Here is a 14,765-nt window from a genome sequence, read left to right on the forward strand (position 1 = left end):
CTCCTCAGTCTGAAGATTCCGCGTACGCCCCGAGCACCGCCGCTCCCAGGCGCAGGTTCTCGGGCGCCGCGCCGCCCGGGTAGGCCCAGAGCCGTCGTGTGTAGGCGTAGGCGAGCCCGGTGCCCGGGTCGGCCCAGGACTCGGCGCCCGCCGCGCCGCTGTGACCGAAGGAGTCGGCGCCCAGGTAGGGGTAGACCACCTGCGAGGCCCGGAAGCCGAGGGCGAAGAGGTCCGGTTCGCCGGTGACCGCGTCGGGGCCGGGCGTCTGCAGCCCGGTGAACTCCGCGATGGTGTCCGGCTTGAGCAGCGGTGCCGCGCCGTCGAGGCCGCTGATCGCGGCCGCGTACATCCCGGCGACACCCCGCGCGTTGCCCACGCCGCCCGCGGAGGCCGGCCCGTTGGCGCGGATCGTGCGTGAATTGGCGTACTCCACCAGGTCGGTGGGCTCGGCGGCATGCCAGTTGAAGGCGACCCGCAGCGCCTCGCCAGGGGCCTCGGCCGCGGCGAGTTCGGCGGCCTGCTCCGGCGTGGGACGCATCGGGAGCACCGGGCGGTAGTGCGGTTCGAGCCACTCGGGCAGGCCGAGGTGGAAGTCCAGGCCGTGCGGCGCCCGTATCCGCTTCTCATAGTGCTCCTTGAGGGTGCGGCCGGTGGCACGGAACACGACTTCGCCGGTGAGCGCGCCGATCACGAGAGCGTGATAGCCCGAGCGTGTCCCGGGCTTCCAGTAGGGGCGGTGCCCGGCGAGACGGCGTGCGAGCAACCGGTCGTCGGCGAGCTCGTCGAGCGTGAAACCGCCCTCGACGCCGATGGCGCCCGCGCGGTGCTGGAGCAGTTCGCGCAGGGTCAGCGCATCCTTGCCCTCGGCGGCGAACTCCGGCCAGTACGCGGCGACTTCACGGTCCAGTTCCAGGATGCCGTCCTGCACGAGCAGCGCCACCACGAGGTGGGCGGCGCCCTTCGTCACGGAGTGCAGACCGGTCAACTCACCTCCGGTCGCGGGCTCCGCGCCCTCGGCCCACAGGTCGACGACGCGGCGCCCGTGCCGGTACACGGCGAGCTGCGCACCGGTGTCGTGTGCCTCTGCTTCCAGTACGGCCGCGAACTCCTCGCGTACGCCTTCGAATCCCTCGGCCACCGTTCCCTCGACGCGCATGCTGCTCGGCATCGGCCTCTCCCCTCGTCGCGACGGGGCGACCGTCGGCCGCCCCGCCGGTCCCCAACGATCAGATGCCGGGCGGGACTTCCCCCTGCGGTCCGGGCCGGTGCGACTCTGTCGATACGGTGCGGCCGGACGCGACACCGCGGCCGGACGCGACACCGCGGCCCGACTCGACAGTGCGGCCCCGTCGCCCCGGTGCGGCTTCGGCGCCGCGGTGTGGCTTCGGCGCCGCGGTGCGGTGCGGTGCGGTCAGTACGGCCGGTCGCCCGCGATGGCGACGCGCTCGGCGACACGGCGCGCGTCGCCGTAGTCGGCCACGGCGTAGTGCTGGGTGGCGCGGTTGTCCCAGAACGCGACATCGCCCGCCCGCCAGTGGAACCGCACCTGGAACTCCGGCACATGCGCCTGCTGGCACAGCAGCCGCAGCAGCTCATCGCTCTCAGCCCGCTCCATGCCGGTGATACGGGTGGTGAACGAGCTGTTCACGAAGAGCATCCGCCGCCCGGTCTCGGGATGGGTGCGCACCACCGGGTGCTCGACCGGCGGGAACTGCTGCTGCAGGGGCGCGAGCCGTTCGGGGCCGTAGAAGCGGCGGAACCCGGGGATGAAGTCGTGTACCGCCGTGGCCCGGTCGATGCGCTCGCGCACCTCGCGCGACAGGTTGTCGTACGCGGCCGCCATATCGGCCCACATGGTGTCGCCGCCGTGCGGGGGCACCTCGCGCAGCTGCAGCACCGCGCCCATCGCGGGCCGCTCGCGGAAGGTGACGTCGGTGTGCCAGATGTTCTCGAAGGTCGGGGTCGTCGCGGCGCTCTTGTCGAACCGCACCACGTCCTCGCTGTCGCCCCGGTCGAGCAGCGGATTGGTCTCGAGCTCCCCCCAGTTGCGGGCGAAGTCCCGCTGCGCCTGCGAGGTGAGGTGCTGCTGCCGGAAGAACAGCACCTTCCATTCGAGCAGGGCCCGGTTCAGCTCTTCGCGCAGCGCGGCGGTGAGCGGCCGGGAGAGGTCGACTCCCGTTACCTCAGCACCGATTGTGGCGCCGAGCGGTGCGATCCCGAACTGCTCGTACGGCTGCTCGCTGCGGCCTTCGGGGAGCCTGCGCAGGATGCGGCGGCCCTCATAGAAACCATGCCCGGGGATGACCGCCTCGCGCAGGGCGCCGGGCGGCGGGGCCTGCGCGGGGGTCGTGGTCGCCGGGATGTGCAGTGCGGTCATCGGCGTCGAGGTCGTCGAGGTCATCGACACTCTCCCAAGGGGTGAGGCAGGGCGGAGCCGTGCGTGAACAGGCGCGCATCGTGCGGCCTGCACGAGGGCCCGGGTCGGGCCTTCGCGAGGGACTCCCTGCGGGCGAAAAGGCGGAGCCGCGACCACGACGGCGGAACGAGCGCCGGGAAGGCGTGCGGGACGCCGCTGGAACGCGGCGGGAAGCGGCAGGAGGGAGCGGGAAGCGTCCGGCTACAAGCCGCTGCGCGCACAGCCGCAACGGTCCGGCACGGCGGCCGGTCCTGCGACGGGAAGGGAGTGCGCGATCACGGACACATCGTGCGGCTTCGAACACCACGCGGTCAACCCCGGCCCGGGACAACGGAACTGAGCCGGGACGGATGGGGCGAATCGCACGCCGAGGGGCACAGGCCCACACTCCTTCCCGCGACCCGGAACGCCCCCGATGGCCCGCACCGGCACCGGCACGGCACCGGCACCGGCACCCCAGCGCCTCGTACATGCGGTTGCGGTTATATAGCCCGAGGCGCATATTGGATGCATGTCCATACCGTTCGAAGCGCTCGCCGAGCCGAGCCGTCGCCGCATCCTTGATCTGCTGCGCGAGCGTCCACGTCTGGTCGGGGAGCTCACCGAGGAGCTGGGACTCAGTCAGCCCGGGACCTCCAAGCATCTGCGGGTGCTGCGCGAGGCCGGGCTCGTGGAGGTGCGGCGGGATGCCCAGCGGCGCTGGTACGAGCTGCGGAGCGAGCCGCTCGCGGAGCTGGACGCCTGGCTCGCGCACTACCGCCACCTGTGGTCCGACAGCCTCGACCGGCTCGAACGGCACCTCGACACCATGGCCGCCGCCGAGAACGAGACCGAGGCCGAGGACGGCACCCAGCACGGCACCGAGCACGAAGACACCGCGCCCGCACAGAAGGACTCCCCCTCATGAACCCGCACTCCGACACCCTCACCACCGCCGACGGCCGCACCGCCCTGCGGATGCGCCGTCGGCTCGCCCATCCGCCGCAGCGGGTCTGGGAGTCGATCACCCGGCCCGCGCACCTGGCCCACTGGTTCCCCTCAGAGGTCACGGTCGACCTCAGGCCGGGCGGCAAGATCGGCTTCCTGTTCCCCGGCGAGCAGGAGCCCGGGATGTCCGGCACGGTCACCGACCTCGACGAGCCGCACGTGTTCGCCTTCCAGTGGGACGAGGACCATCTGCGCTGGGAGATCACACCCGAGGGCGACAGCGGCTCCCTGCTGACCCTCACGCACACCTTCGGCGACCGCTTCGGCGGCGCGAGCTTCGCCTCCGGCTGGCATCTGTGTCTCACGGCCCTCGCCCAACTCCTCGACGGGGAAAGCGTCGACGTCGACCCTGACGGGGGCGAGCTGCACGAGGCGTACCTGGAGCAGTTCGACCTCGGGCGGGGCACGGTCCTCGACGACGGCATCCGCTTCGAGCGCCAGCTGGTACGGCCGACCGCCGCGGTCTGGGCCGAACTCGCCGCCGGCACGGCCCCGTCGGCCGGCGGCCCGGTGCCCGCCGGGTTCACCGTGGAGCCGTTCGCCGACGGCCGCGTCACCGAAGTGCGCGAGGCCGAACTCCTCGAGTACGCCTGGGACTTGAAGGGAGCGGAGGGTGCGGAGGGCCGCATCCGCTGGGAGTTCGGCCAGGGTACCGGGCACGGTCCCCGGCTCGTCCTGACCCAGACCGGCCTGTACGGCTCCGCCCGCCAGGAAGCACTCGACGCGTGGCACACCCACCTGGAGCGTCTGGCCGCCCGTCTGCTCGAGATGAGTTGACGCCCGCACGGGAGCCCACGGCCGACCGGGCCCGCCTGACCTGCCCGTACGCCATGGAGTGGCGCAGCTCACACCACCCGTTCGTGGCGGCGCGTAATGAATTGGACCTTTGTGGGCTCGTAGGTGTGACAGGAGCCAAGAGAAAGTGGAGCCCGACATGGCCGTCACCCTGGAGCAGCCCGCCCACGCCCGCCTGGTCACGCCGTCCGAGCGCGAGCACGCGATCCCCGCGACCCTGCGGTACACCTCCGCCGATCCCCTCGCCCTGCGGATCTCCTTCCCCGCCGAGGTCTCGCTCGACGGCACGGACGTGACCTGGACCTTCGCGCGCCAGCTCCTCGAACAGGGGCTGCGCCGCCCCGCGGGCAGCGGTGACGTGCACATCTGGCCGTGCGGCCGCGCCCGCACGGTCCTGGAGTTCCACTCCCGGGACGGCCTCGCCCTGGTCCAGTTCGACCGCGCCGCCCTCGAACGCTTCCTGTTGCGGACCTACGCCGTCGTCGCCCCCGGCAGCGAAGAGGTCGGGGCGGAGCTGGACCGGGGTTTTTCGCGACTCCTCGGCGGCGTCTAGGGGCCAGCCCGTGTGAGCTGCACCACTCGTAGGCCAAAAACCGGCATTACGTAACTAAAGTGGCGCAATCCCCCGAACCTCCCGCAGTGGTACGGAGTGTGTCCCGTCATGCCCGACGCCCCCGTCGGCACGTCCCCGCATGTGCCGCCCGACGAACCCGTGGTCCTGCCCGCCACGGCCGCGTACGCCCGCGTCTACGAGGAAGAGCACCAGCAGCTCGTCGCCTACGCCCGCTCCCTGACCGGCAGCCCCTGGCTCGCCGACGACCTGGTCGCCGAGGCCCACTTCCGGGTCTGGCGGCGGCTTTCCGCCGGGCACGAGATCGACAACGTCCCGGCCTACCTCCGTACGACGGTGCGCCATCTCGCGATCGCCGTGGGACGCGGCGCGGCACGGGAGACACCCCGCGATCCGCAGGCACCCGAGTCCGTGGACGTGACCGTCGAAGAGCCGGACCCCACCACCCACGCGGCCGGCGTCGAGCTGCTCACGCGCGTGCTCGGACAGCTTCCGGAGCGGTGGGTGAAGGCGCTGTGGCTGGCCGAGGCCGAGGGCCAGCCCCTCGAAGCGGTGGGGCGGCGCATCGGTGCGGGCAGCGGCGCCACGGCCGTACTGCTGCACCGCGCCCGGGAGGGAATGCGCCAGGCCTTCCTGCGCGCCCATCCCGGCACGCCCGCGGACCCCGCCTGCGAGGCGCACTGGGACCTCATGCCGGGGCACATACGCGGCAAGGCCTCCGCGCGGCAGTCGCACCGCCTCCTCGCCCACACTGACGACTGCGACGACTGCCGGGCGCGCCTGGTCCTGCTGACCCGCGCCAACACCCGGCTGCCCGCCCTCGCGGGCCCCGCCCTGCTGATCTTCGTCCTGGGCGGAACGAGCAAGTTCCTGATACCGCTCGCGGCGGGTTCTGGTGCAAGCGTCGGAGCGGCGTCCGCGGGCCACGGCGGACCCGGCGCCTTCTTCGACGGGATACGGCACGTCCTCACCGGCGCCGGAAAGCTGCCGGCCGCCGCGGTCGGTGCCGTCGGCGCCTCCGTCACGGGAGCCGCCGTGGCGGCGGGCCTCGTGTTCGGCGGCATCGGGGCGCCAGCGCCGCACGAGAAGCCGCCGGCCCCCGCCGTCGAGAGCGGTACGCCCAAGGGCGATACGCCACGGGACAACGCGCCGGACACCGACGCCCCGGAACCCGCGCCGCAGCAGCCCCAGGCCCCGCAGGCCGAAGCCCCGCAGGCCGAAGCCCCGCAGCCCGAGCCTCAAGAGGCGAACCGGAACGAGCAGCAACAAGCACCGGCGCCGGCGCCCCCACAACAGCAGCAGGAGCAGCAGCAGGAGCAGGAGCAGCGGCAGGAGCAGGAACAGCGGCAGGAGCAGCCGCAGGAGCCGGAGCAGCAGCCAGAACCTCAGGCCCCGGAGCCCCAGGCCCCGGAGCCCCAGGCCCCGGAGCCCCAGGCCCCGGAGCCGCAGGCTCCCGCCGCCCCCGCGGCGCCGGAGACCGGCACCCCCGACCCCGTACCGACTCCTCCGCAGCCCGCCCCCACACAGCCGTCCACGCCACCGGAGCCCTCAACTCCCCCTGAACCCACGCCCGTAGACCCCGCCCCTCCCACCGATCCGGCCCCTCCCACCGACCCCGCGCCGCCGACCGTTCCCCAACCGCCGGTCGAGCCGACCCAGCCCGAGCCGCCCACAGAACCCGAGCCCCCGGTCGAGCCCGAGCCCGAACCCCCGGTCGGCTCCAGGCCGGTCTGCGAGCACTGGGCCGGTCCCGTCTGGGTCTGCCACGGCTAGCGGCCCTTTCGTCCACCGCGTTCCTCGCGGACGGGCCGACCCAACGGTTTTGAATCGCTCGTTCCATAACGTGCTACGGTTCGGGCATGGCGCGACCACGGACATTCGACGAGGAGAAGGCGGTCGAGGCGGCCTGCCATGTGTTCTGGACCAAGGGATACGACGCCGCCTCGACCCAGGATCTCTGCGACGCCACCGGCCTGGGGCGCAGCAGCATCTACAACACCTTCAAGTCGAAGGATCATCTGTTCCGCCGTTCCCTGGCGCACTACATGGACGCCATGTCCGCGCAGCAGGTGGCCATCCTCGAAGAAGGCGACGGCAGCGGGGCGGAGCGGATTCGCGCACTGTTGTCGACGGTCGTGGCGGCGGAGCTGGAGAACCGCCGCGAAGGCCATGGCTCCGGCTGCTTCACGGTGAACACCATCGCGAGCCTGGCGTCGAGGGATCCGCAGATCGCGCAGATCCTCGACAAGGATCTGCGGTGGCGTCTGTCCTCCCTGCGCGCAGCCATCGAGGCGGGGCGCAGGGACGGTTCGGTCACGTCCACGCGGGACACGGCCGGCCTCGCCTGGTACGTGGTGTCGGTGATCTCGGGGCTGCGGATCGCCGGACAGACGGGAGCGGAGGGACCGGTCCTGGAGCAGATCGCGGAAACAGCACTCGACGCACTCGGCGCCTGATCACCGCCCCACCGCCCCGCCCCCGCCTCCGCCCCCGCGTGACGGCCTCACCCTCACCTGACACACCCTGACTCACCCCTGACTTACTCCTGCCCGGGACCGGTCACGCCTTGATTTTGTACCGACCAGTCCATAACTATCGAATCCCCACGAGGAGCCCTTCCGCATGCCCAAGTCCGTTCACCTCATGGCCCTCGGCATCTTCGCCATGGTCACGAGCGAGTTCCTGGTCGGCGGCCTCATGCCGCAGATCGCCGAGGACCTCGATGTGTCGATCCCTCAAGTCGGGTATCTGATCACGTACTTCGCCCTCGCCATGGCCATCGGCGGCCCGCTCGCCGCGGCCGCCGTGCTCAGGCTCCGCCCCAAGACCGCCCTGTTGACCCTCTTCGCCGTGTTCCTCGTCGGCAACATGCTTGCAGCGGCGGCGACTTCGTACGGGGTGATGGTCCTCGCGCGGGTGATCACGGGCACCGCGTCGGCGGCGTTCTTCGGTGTCTCGCTCTCCGTCGTCGCCCAGATCACCCGGCCCGAACTGCGCGGGCGGGCCACCGGTGTGGCGATGCAGGGGCTGATGGTCGGCACGCTCCTCGGGCTGCCGTTCTCCACCCTGATCGGCGGCGCGTGGGGCTGGCGGGCCGGGTTCCTCGCCGTCGGCGTCATCACGGTCGTCGCCGCGGTCGCCACGACACTCGCCCTGCCCGCGCTGCGGCCCGCCGCCGAAGCGGGTGATGTCCGGGCGGAGTTGAACACCTTCCGCAGCGGCCGGCTCTGGCTGGTGATGGCCACGTCGACGTTCATCATCGGCGCGACGTTCGCCGCGTTCTCCTACTTCACGCCGATCCTCACCGAGGTGACCGGCTTCTCGCGCGGCCTCGTGCCGCTGCTCCTGCTCGCGTACGGCGGTGCCACCGTCATCGGGAACGCGGTCGTCGCCCGCCTCGCCGACGCCCACACCGTGCGCGTCCTGACCACGGGCCTGGTACTCAACACCGCTTTCCTGACGGCCTTCGCGCTGCTCGCGGACCTCAAGGCGCCCGCGGTCGTGGCGATGATGGGCATCGGACTCGTCGGCGTGACCATGAATCCCGCCATGATCAGCCGAGTGCAGCGGACCGCGAACGCCCGGCCCCTCGTGAACACCGTCCACTCCTCCTTCATCACGTTCGGCGTCGTCATCGGCTCCTGGGCCGGAGGCCTCGGTATCAACTCCTTCGGGCTCACCGCACCCCTCTGGCTGGGCGCCGGCCTCGCCGTGCTCGCGCTCCTCACCCTGGCCCCGGAGTGGGCCGGGCGCGCCGGCGCCGGGACGTCAGTGTCTGCCGACGATGTGCCGGGCGCGGCACCGGCGCGGCGGCAGCCCGAACACGTCTGATCCAGCGGCGCGTCTCCGGGCCCGGTCCGGCCCGCCCCTTCAGGGGTGCGGGGACCGGGCCCGGAGACTTCCGCGCAGGCCGGCGACGTAAGCTCGACCGGCATGAGTGAGATCTGGCCGTACATGATGCTCGTCTGCGGTTTCGCCGCGGTCATCGGCGCGTGCACCTGGCTCGCGGTGCGGGTCCGCCGCAGCGGCGCATCCGGTTCGGCCCTGACCGCGGCCATGGCCATGCACGACGAGGCCTTCAAGGTCACCTCGCACGAGTCGTACCAGGAGATCCGGGCGCAGGCGGACCGCAAGGCTCCGCTGACGACCCCCGACCCGCCCTGGCGCCACCTCCGGACCGTGACGCCCGCCCCCGGCTCCACGCGGCCGGCCCGCACACGCCGCCCGCGCGGGTCGCTGCGCCACCGCATCCGGCGCTGGGGCAAACGCCGCTGACGGGGAAGCCCGCCGCACACGCGCCCGAAGACGCAAGATCCGCTACGGCCGCGCCGGGGCGACCGCCTCCAGTTCGTCGACGCTGCCCGACATGACGGTGCGCAGGTGGGCGGTGAGGTGCTCGGCGGGCCAGTCCCACCAGGCGAGGGCGAGCAGCCGCTCGATGTCGGCGTCGTCGAAGCGGCGGCGGATCAGCCGGGCCGGGTTGCCGCCGACGACGCCGTAGTCGGGCACGTCGTCGACGACCACGGAGCCCGAGGCGATGATCGCCCCGTGGCCGATCCGGACACCGGGCATCACCGTGGCCCGGTAGCCGAACCACACGTCGTTGCCCACCACCGTGTCCCCGCGCCCCGGCAGTCCCGTGATCAGGTCGAAGTGCTCGGACCAGGAGCCGCCCATGATCGGGAAGGGGAATGTCGAGGGCCCGTCCATACGGTGGTTGGCACCGTTCATCACGAACCGCACGCCCTCGCCCAAGGCGCAGAACTTGCCGATGACCAGCTTCTCCGGGCCGTAGTGGTACAGGACGTTGCGGGTCTCGAACGCCGTCGGATCGTCCGGGTCGTCGTAGTACGTGAACTCGCCGACGTCGATCAGCGGCGAGGTGACCAGCGGCCGCAGCAGGACGACACGCGGCTGCTCGGGCAGAGGGTGGAGCACGGTGGGGTCGGCGGGAACGGCCGGCATGGGAATCGTCCTTGTCACGTACGTCGAGTGCCCCTGCGGGTCGAGTGGCCTGCGGGCCGAGTGCCCTGCGGGTCGAGTGGCCTGCGGGCCGAGTGCCCTGCGGGCCGAGTGCCCTGCGGGCCGAGTGGCCTGCGGGCCGAGTGGCCTGCGGGTCGAGTGGCCTGCGGGAGGGGCTGCCGCCGGGATCGTAGATCACTGCAGCCGTCGACGGCACGGGATTTCCCTGGGCCCGAGCGGGTCTCGGGACCCGCGGCTCCGCCTTGAGCACGGCCACGACCTGCCACGACACACCCGCAGGCACCGCACGTCGAGGGCACACCGGACGTCCGCGGAGCGCATAGCGTGGAAGTGCCGGTTCCGCGGCCGGGCGCCGGGACATCTGGACGGCCGGGCGCAGGGACATCCGACGGCCGGGCGCCGGGACATCCGGACTGCCGCCGGCCGGTCCTGAACGGAGGACTTCCGATGCGCAGGATTCTCGTGGCCCTGGGCCTCGTCGTCGGTACGTATCTGATCGTCCGTGCGATCGCCGAGCCCTTCGTCATCGACATGGGCGACCCGTCGACGTACCGCGACGACTGGGGCGGGCCCTCGCTCGTCGGCGTACTCGCCGTGCACTGCGGTCCCGGGCTTGTCGCCGCCTGGCTGATGGGGCGGGCGGCGGCGCGGCGCCTTGCCGCCCGCCGCCCGGCGCCGAGCCCGGACGAGACGGTGCGCCGGGAGCGCCAGAAATAACTGGGAGCGCCAGGAGCAAGCGGCGCCGGCGGTGCTCCAGGGCGACGCTACGAGGACGCCGCCTCCGCGTCGCGGCAGGCCGTGTGGCCCCAGCCCTTGGCGACCTTGGTGATCTTCTCGCCGACCTCGTAGGGAGACCGGCACTGGCCGCAGCGCCCGGCGAACTTCGCCTTGATGACGGGCCCTGAGCCGGAACCGCTGCGCGGAGCCCGTCCCGATGAGGTCTTGCGGGCACGGGCGGCGCGCGGCTTGTCCTCGGTCTCCGGGCGCGGCTGCGGGATCTCAGGGGTGCCGTGGGAGGTGCCCGCGGCCCGCTGCTCGGTGGCGGCGACGCTGGCCGCGGCGTCGGCGATGGCGTTGAGCGGATCACCGTCGACCTGGTGCGCCAGGACGTGTGTGAACCGTACGTCGCGCCCCGCGAGCAGCGCGTCGATACGGATGACGAGTTCCTTGTTGGCCACCGGCTTCTTGCTCGCGGTCAGCCAGCCGTTGCGTTTCCAGCCTGCGATCCACTTGGTGACCGCGTTCATCGCGTACTGCGAGTCCATCCGGACCTCGAGCGGTACGGCCGGGTCGGTGGCCTCCAACAGCTCGGCCAGGGCGGTGAGTTCGGCAACGTTGTTCGTGTTCACGCCGAGCGGTCCCGCCTCCCAGCGCTGAGGCCGGCCGGAGCCGTCGGCGAGTACCCACGCCCAGGCCGCGGGGCCGGGGTTGATCTTCGCGGCGCCGTCACAGGCCGCGATCATGCGTTCTGACATCCCTCGATCATGCCAGGCGCCGTGGCCTCCCGGCGCCGTCCGCACCCGGCACCCCCGGCGCCCCGGCCCTCCCGGGTTCAGAACAGCGGCATCTGGCCGGGGAAATCGGGCACGACATGGCCGTCCAAGGAGCGCTGCGCCGTGTCGAGCGACACTTGCCGCTTCGATCCGGGGCAGGACACGAGGTGTGCGCGCCCGGTGCCGGGCGGCGGGTCGTGGCGGGACAACCTGCCCGCCACGACCGCGATTTCACGAGTGCACTCCGGGCAGGCCCGGCGAGGCGATGAGGACATGTTCCCAGTCTGCCCGCTCATGGGATCCGATCTCCGCACTCGTCAGGTCCGGGCGGTCCGCGCCGCGCGGGCCCGCGGTGCCGCGCGGGCCCGTCCGCGCCGCACCCGGCCCGGCCTGTTCAGCTGCTGTCGGCGGCCTTGCGGAGCGCGCTGATGCAGTCGCCGATCGCCTGCTGCAGATCTTCGAGGCGCTGCACCATGTCGTCCTCGTAGATGTCGTCGGCGTCGTCGAGGGTCAGCTCCTCGAAGACCTTCGTCGCCTTCTCCAGGCTGCTGTAGAACTTCGACCGGCGTTCCTGGACGCGCAGTTCGGGGTCGCTCTCGACGGCGTCCTCGACGGCCTGCGCGACCAGACCCTTGACCGTGTCGTAGGCCTCGGTGGCCCACTCGCCGCTCTCCTCGGAGTCATCGAGCTCGTCGAGCAGCGACAGATGGCGCTCGGCCTCCTCGCGCAGCTCGGCGGGGGCGACCACCTTCTGGCCCGCGGGGGTCTTCAGCTCGCCCTGCTCCGCGATCTGGCGGACGTAGCCGATCCGGTCGGCGGCCTTGGCCTCGGTGGCAACGGCCTTCTTCAGTACGTCGGTACGTGTGATGTCCCTGGCCAGCTCGGTCTGCAGGACCGGGTCCTCCTTGACGCGGTCGAGCAGCGCGTGCCGGGCGGCCTGGGCGGTGGCGGGGTCGGCGAGGATCGCGGCGCGCAGGGCCGTGGGGTTCTCGGCGACCTCAAGGGCCTTGGTCGGGCGGATGCCCTCGGCCTCGGCGGCCGCGGTGATGGCGGTGCCGCGCACGGAGGTCGCGCTGTTGCGGGAGACGTAGTAGGAGAGCCATACGTCGGCGTCCGGGAGCTCGATCTCCTGCCCCGGGGCGAGGGCCTCGAACTGCGGCACCAGGCCGTCGTCGGCGGCCAGGTCCCACGCCTTGTAGAAGCGCATGACGCGCTCGGGCGAGCAGCCGGCGAGCTCGCCGAACTCCTTGGCGGAGACCTTCGGGGTCTCACCGGCCGACTGTCCGCCGGGCCGTACGCTGCGGGCCACCATCAGGGCGAAGGTCCAGCCGCCGGTCCGCGCGTAGACGCCGAACTCACGGGCGTCGCGCGCCACACGCTCGTCCACGGCGGGGGACGCGGCACCGGCTTGCGCCTCGGAGGGCGCGAGGGTGACCTCCGCCTCCGGGGAAGCGGCCGTGGGCTCCGCCTCGGAGGACGCGTCGGTGGGCTCCACGTCGGTGGGCTCCGCGTCGGGCTCGGTCGAAGCGGCCGTTTCGGGCGGAACGATCGCAACGGTCACAGGTGACCCTCCTGGGTGCTTTTGGGCTGCAAGGAAACAAAGCCTGCAGCTTATACGCAGTCGAACAGCGGCGGCCGCCGACGCCTCCGCGAGCCCTCAGCGAGCCCTCAGCGAGCGCGGCTACGCGATCCCGGCGACCGCGCACTCCCCCGCACCCCACGGCAACCCCGCCGCACTCGGGCCCTGACGACTCCTCGACGCGCAGGCCGAGTTCGGCGACCATGGCGGCGGACCGCCCCGCCCGCAGCCGCTCGCACTCCATGGGTCACCCGCACGCACACGCCATGGACCACTCGTACCCCTCGGTCACTCGGGTCTGAGAAGGCAGGAGCCCACGATGCTCGACAACTCCCTCAATCTGGCCGTCCTCGCGGAGTCCGCGCAGACCCGCCTCGGCGATCACGATGCGCTGGTGTACGACGGTCAGGTGCACCGTTCGGCGCGGCTGCACGAGCGTGCGACCCGGGTCGGCGCGGCGCTGACCGGGATCGGCCTGGCCCCCGGCGACCGCGTGGTGGTCCTGATGGCCAACTGCCCCGAGGTGACGCTCACTTACAGCGCCATCTGGCGGGCCGGCGCCGTCGTGACGCCGGTGCTGTTCCTGGTGAGCCCGGACGAACTCGGGCACATCCTCTCCGACTCGGGTGCCCGTGTGCTCGTCACCAGCCCCGAACTCCTGCCCACCGTCGCGGCCGCGGCACCCGCCGCGCCGGAGCTGCGCCATGTCCTGGTGGTGGACGGCATACCCGAGGGCGCACCGGCGCTGCCCGGCCACGTCCACGCCGCCGACTTCGCCGAGCTGGAGAACGCCGCACCGGGCGGCCTCGTGGCGCGCGGCGACGAGGACCTCGCGGCACTGCTCTACACCGGCGGCACCACCGGACGCGCCAAGGGCGTCATGCTCAGCCACCGCAATCTGCACGCCTGCTCCGCCGCCGCCCACACGGCCACACAGCTGCCGGAGGAGCACGAACCGCTGACGCGCACCCTGGTGCCGGTGCCGCTGTCGCATGCGTACGGACTGATCGTGACCCTGGTCGGCTGGCATGCCGTCGAACCCCATCTCGCCGTGCTGCAGCGCTGGTTCGACCCCGCCGAGTGGATCGACCTCGCCCAGAAGCACCGCATCCAGCGCACCACCCTCGTGCCCAGCATGATCCAGATGCTGCTCGCGCACCCCTTGGAGCAGGCCGACCTGTCCGACCTCCGCTATGTCAGCAGCGGCGCGGCCCCGTTGCCGTACGAGACGCGCCTGGAGTGGGAACGGCGGGTGCCGGGCAGCGAGATCATGGAGGGCTACGGCTGCACGGAGTCCGGTTCGGTGATCTCCACCACCCGGCCCGGCCGGGTGCGGGCCGGCTCGGTGGGCGAGCCGCTGTCCGGCTACGACATCGAGATCCGTGACGACGAGGGCCTGGCCCTGCCTGCGGGCGAGGACGGCGAGATCTGTGTCCGCTCGGCGGGCGTCATGCACGGTTACTGGCACGCGCCTTCGCTCACCGCGCAGACCGTGCGGGACGCCTGGCTGCACACCGGCGACATCGGGCACTTCGACGAAGAGGGTTTCCTTTATGTGGTGGACCGCAAGAAGGATCTGATCCTGCGCGGCGGCTTCAACGTCTTTCCGCGTGACGTGGAGGACGTCCTCGTCACCCACCCGCAGGTGGCCTCGGCCGGTGTCGTCGGCCGCCCGGACGCGCGCCTCGGCGAGGAGGTCGTGGCGTTCGTGGCGCTGCGCTCCGAACACCCCCTGGACGAAGATGAGTTGATGATGTACGCCAAGGATCATCTGGCGGCTCACAAGTACCCGCGCGAGGTGCGCGTCCTGGATCAGCTGCCGCTCACCAGCGTGGGCAAACTGGACCGCAAGGCGCTGCGAGCGCTCGCCCGCACGCCGGAGCGGCCGCACACCGGGTGAGACGAGAGCCGGGCAGCACCGCGACAGGGCGGGGCGCGGGG

The 14,765-nt window shown here is 72.2% G+C and carries 15 protein-coding genes; 9 read left to right on the forward strand and 6 right to left on the reverse strand.

From position 1 onward, the window contains the following. Positions 1-4: 4 nt before the first annotated feature. A complete protein-coding gene (locus ACFQVC_RS09360) occupies positions 5-1,168 on the reverse strand; it encodes a serine hydrolase domain-containing protein (protein ID WP_381828827.1) in 1,164 nt (387 codons plus the stop codon). 243 nt (positions 1,169-1,411) lie between these two features. Beyond that, positions 1,412-2,377: a TauD/TfdA dioxygenase family protein gene (locus ACFQVC_RS09365; RefSeq protein ID WP_381829518.1), complete on the reverse strand. Its 966-nt coding sequence runs from the start codon at positions 2,375-2,377 to the stop codon at positions 1,412-1,414. A gap of 550 nt (positions 2,378-2,927) precedes the next feature. Here ACFQVC_RS09365 and ACFQVC_RS09370 point away from each other — a divergent pair. The 7 genes from ACFQVC_RS09370 to ACFQVC_RS09400 all read left to right on the forward strand — a co-directional run bounded on the left by ACFQVC_RS09370 (position 2,928) and on the right by ACFQVC_RS09400 (position 9,044). Then, positions 2,928-3,323 (forward strand): ArsR/SmtB family transcription factor, encoded by a 396-nt coding sequence (locus ACFQVC_RS09370; protein WP_381828829.1) that lies wholly within the window; start codon positions 2,928-2,930, stop codon positions 3,321-3,323. Further along, on the forward strand, positions 3,320-4,180 hold the full coding sequence (locus tag ACFQVC_RS09375) for an SRPBCC family protein (protein WP_381828831.1): 861 nt from the start codon (positions 3,320-3,322) through the stop codon (positions 4,178-4,180). Before ACFQVC_RS09370 ends, ACFQVC_RS09375 begins: the two co-directional genes overlap by 4 nt. A gap of 157 nt (positions 4,181-4,337) precedes the next feature. Continuing rightward, positions 4,338-4,751: an SsgA family sporulation/cell division regulator gene (locus ACFQVC_RS09380; protein ID WP_381828833.1), complete on the forward strand. Its 414-nt coding sequence runs from the start codon at positions 4,338-4,340 to the stop codon at positions 4,749-4,751. A 108-nt stretch (positions 4,752-4,859) separates the two neighbouring features. Next, positions 4,860-6,542, forward strand: coding sequence for a sigma factor (locus ACFQVC_RS09385; protein ID WP_381828835.1), 1,683 nt, complete (start codon positions 4,860-4,862; stop codon positions 6,540-6,542). Positions 6,543-6,628: 86 nt separating this feature from the next. Beyond that, entirely contained in the window at positions 6,629-7,225 is a 597-nt protein-coding gene (locus ACFQVC_RS09390) for a TetR/AcrR family transcriptional regulator (protein WP_381828836.1), read from the forward strand. Positions 7,226-7,391: 166 nt separating this feature from the next. After that, complete coding sequence (locus tag ACFQVC_RS09395) at positions 7,392-8,600, forward strand: MFS transporter (protein WP_381828838.1); 1,209 nt, start codon at positions 7,392-7,394, stop codon at positions 8,598-8,600. A 102-nt stretch (positions 8,601-8,702) separates the two neighbouring features. Then, entirely contained in the window at positions 8,703-9,044 is a 342-nt protein-coding gene (locus tag ACFQVC_RS09400) for a hypothetical protein (protein ID WP_381828840.1), read from the forward strand. Between the two features lie 42 nt (positions 9,045-9,086). Here the strand turns inward: ACFQVC_RS09400 and ACFQVC_RS09405 are convergent, their stop codons facing one another. Beyond that, positions 9,087-9,734: a CatB-related O-acetyltransferase gene (locus tag ACFQVC_RS09405; RefSeq protein ID WP_381828842.1), complete on the reverse strand. Its 648-nt coding sequence runs from the start codon at positions 9,732-9,734 to the stop codon at positions 9,087-9,089. A 465-nt stretch (positions 9,735-10,199) separates the two neighbouring features. Between ACFQVC_RS09405 and ACFQVC_RS09410 the strand changes: the two genes are divergently transcribed. Continuing rightward, positions 10,200-10,469, forward strand: coding sequence for a hypothetical protein (locus ACFQVC_RS09410; protein ID WP_381828844.1), 270 nt, complete (start codon positions 10,200-10,202; stop codon positions 10,467-10,469). Between the two features lie 47 nt (positions 10,470-10,516). Here ACFQVC_RS09410 and ACFQVC_RS09415 read toward each other — a convergent pair whose 3' ends face one another. The 3 genes from ACFQVC_RS09415 to ACFQVC_RS09425 form a co-directional block, all read right to left on the reverse strand. Continuing rightward, a complete protein-coding gene (locus ACFQVC_RS09415; RefSeq protein ID WP_381828846.1) occupies positions 10,517-11,227 on the reverse strand; it encodes a ribonuclease H family protein in 711 nt (236 codons plus the stop codon). A gap of 77 nt (positions 11,228-11,304) precedes the next feature. Next, positions 11,305-11,520 (reverse strand): hypothetical protein, encoded by a 216-nt coding sequence (locus ACFQVC_RS09420; RefSeq protein ID WP_381828848.1) that lies wholly within the window; start codon positions 11,518-11,520, stop codon positions 11,305-11,307. A 119-nt stretch (positions 11,521-11,639) separates the two neighbouring features. After that, positions 11,640-12,806, reverse strand: a complete 1,167-nt coding sequence (locus ACFQVC_RS09425; RefSeq protein ID WP_381828850.1) for a hypothetical protein — start codon at positions 12,804-12,806, stop codon at positions 11,640-11,642. 337 nt (positions 12,807-13,143) lie between these two features. Between ACFQVC_RS09425 and ACFQVC_RS09430 the strand changes: the two genes are divergently transcribed. Beyond that, positions 13,144-14,724: a class I adenylate-forming enzyme family protein gene (locus ACFQVC_RS09430; protein WP_381828852.1), complete on the forward strand. Its 1,581-nt coding sequence runs from the start codon at positions 13,144-13,146 to the stop codon at positions 14,722-14,724. Positions 14,725-14,765: the final 41 nt, after the last annotated feature.

The organism is Streptomyces monticola (assembly GCF_042665355.1).
Classification (GTDB): domain Bacteria; phylum Actinomycetota; class Actinomycetes; order Streptomycetales; family Streptomycetaceae; genus Streptomyces; species Streptomyces monticola.

What these genes read in the sequence shown, in the direction of transcription:
- ACFQVC_RS09375 (WP_381828831.1), top strand. Translation starts at nt 3,320, where the DNA reads ATGAACCCGCACTCCGACACCCTCACCACCGCCGACGGCCGCACCGCC.
- ACFQVC_RS09365 (WP_381829518.1), bottom strand. Translation starts at nt 2,377, where the DNA reads ATGACCGCACTGCACATCCCGGCGACCACGACCCCCGCGCAGGCCCCG.
- ACFQVC_RS09390 (WP_381828836.1), top strand. Translation starts at nt 6,629, where the DNA reads ATGGCGCGACCACGGACATTCGACGAGGAGAAGGCGGTCGAGGCGGCC.
- ACFQVC_RS09420 (WP_381828848.1), bottom strand. Translation starts at nt 11,520, where the DNA reads ATGTCCTCATCGCCTCGCCGGGCCTGCCCGGAGTGCACTCGTGAAATC.
- ACFQVC_RS09430 (WP_381828852.1), top strand. Translation starts at nt 13,144, where the DNA reads ATGCTCGACAACTCCCTCAATCTGGCCGTCCTCGCGGAGTCCGCGCAG.
- ACFQVC_RS09380 (WP_381828833.1), top strand. Translation starts at nt 4,338, where the DNA reads ATGGCCGTCACCCTGGAGCAGCCCGCCCACGCCCGCCTGGTCACGCCG.
- ACFQVC_RS09410 (WP_381828844.1), top strand. Translation starts at nt 10,200, where the DNA reads ATGCGCAGGATTCTCGTGGCCCTGGGCCTCGTCGTCGGTACGTATCTG.
- ACFQVC_RS09385 (WP_381828835.1), top strand. Translation starts at nt 4,860, where the DNA reads ATGCCCGACGCCCCCGTCGGCACGTCCCCGCATGTGCCGCCCGACGAA.
- ACFQVC_RS09395 (WP_381828838.1), top strand. Translation starts at nt 7,392, where the DNA reads ATGCCCAAGTCCGTTCACCTCATGGCCCTCGGCATCTTCGCCATGGTC.
- ACFQVC_RS09360 (WP_381828827.1), bottom strand. Translation starts at nt 1,168, where the DNA reads ATGCCGAGCAGCATGCGCGTCGAGGGAACGGTGGCCGAGGGATTCGAA.
- ACFQVC_RS09400 (WP_381828840.1), top strand. Translation starts at nt 8,703, where the DNA reads ATGAGTGAGATCTGGCCGTACATGATGCTCGTCTGCGGTTTCGCCGCG.
- ACFQVC_RS09370 (WP_381828829.1), top strand. Translation starts at nt 2,928, where the DNA reads ATGTCCATACCGTTCGAAGCGCTCGCCGAGCCGAGCCGTCGCCGCATC.
- ACFQVC_RS09415 (WP_381828846.1), bottom strand. Translation starts at nt 11,227, where the DNA reads ATGTCAGAACGCATGATCGCGGCCTGTGACGGCGCCGCGAAGATCAAC.
- ACFQVC_RS09405 (WP_381828842.1), bottom strand. Translation starts at nt 9,734, where the DNA reads ATGCCGGCCGTTCCCGCCGACCCCACCGTGCTCCACCCTCTGCCCGAG.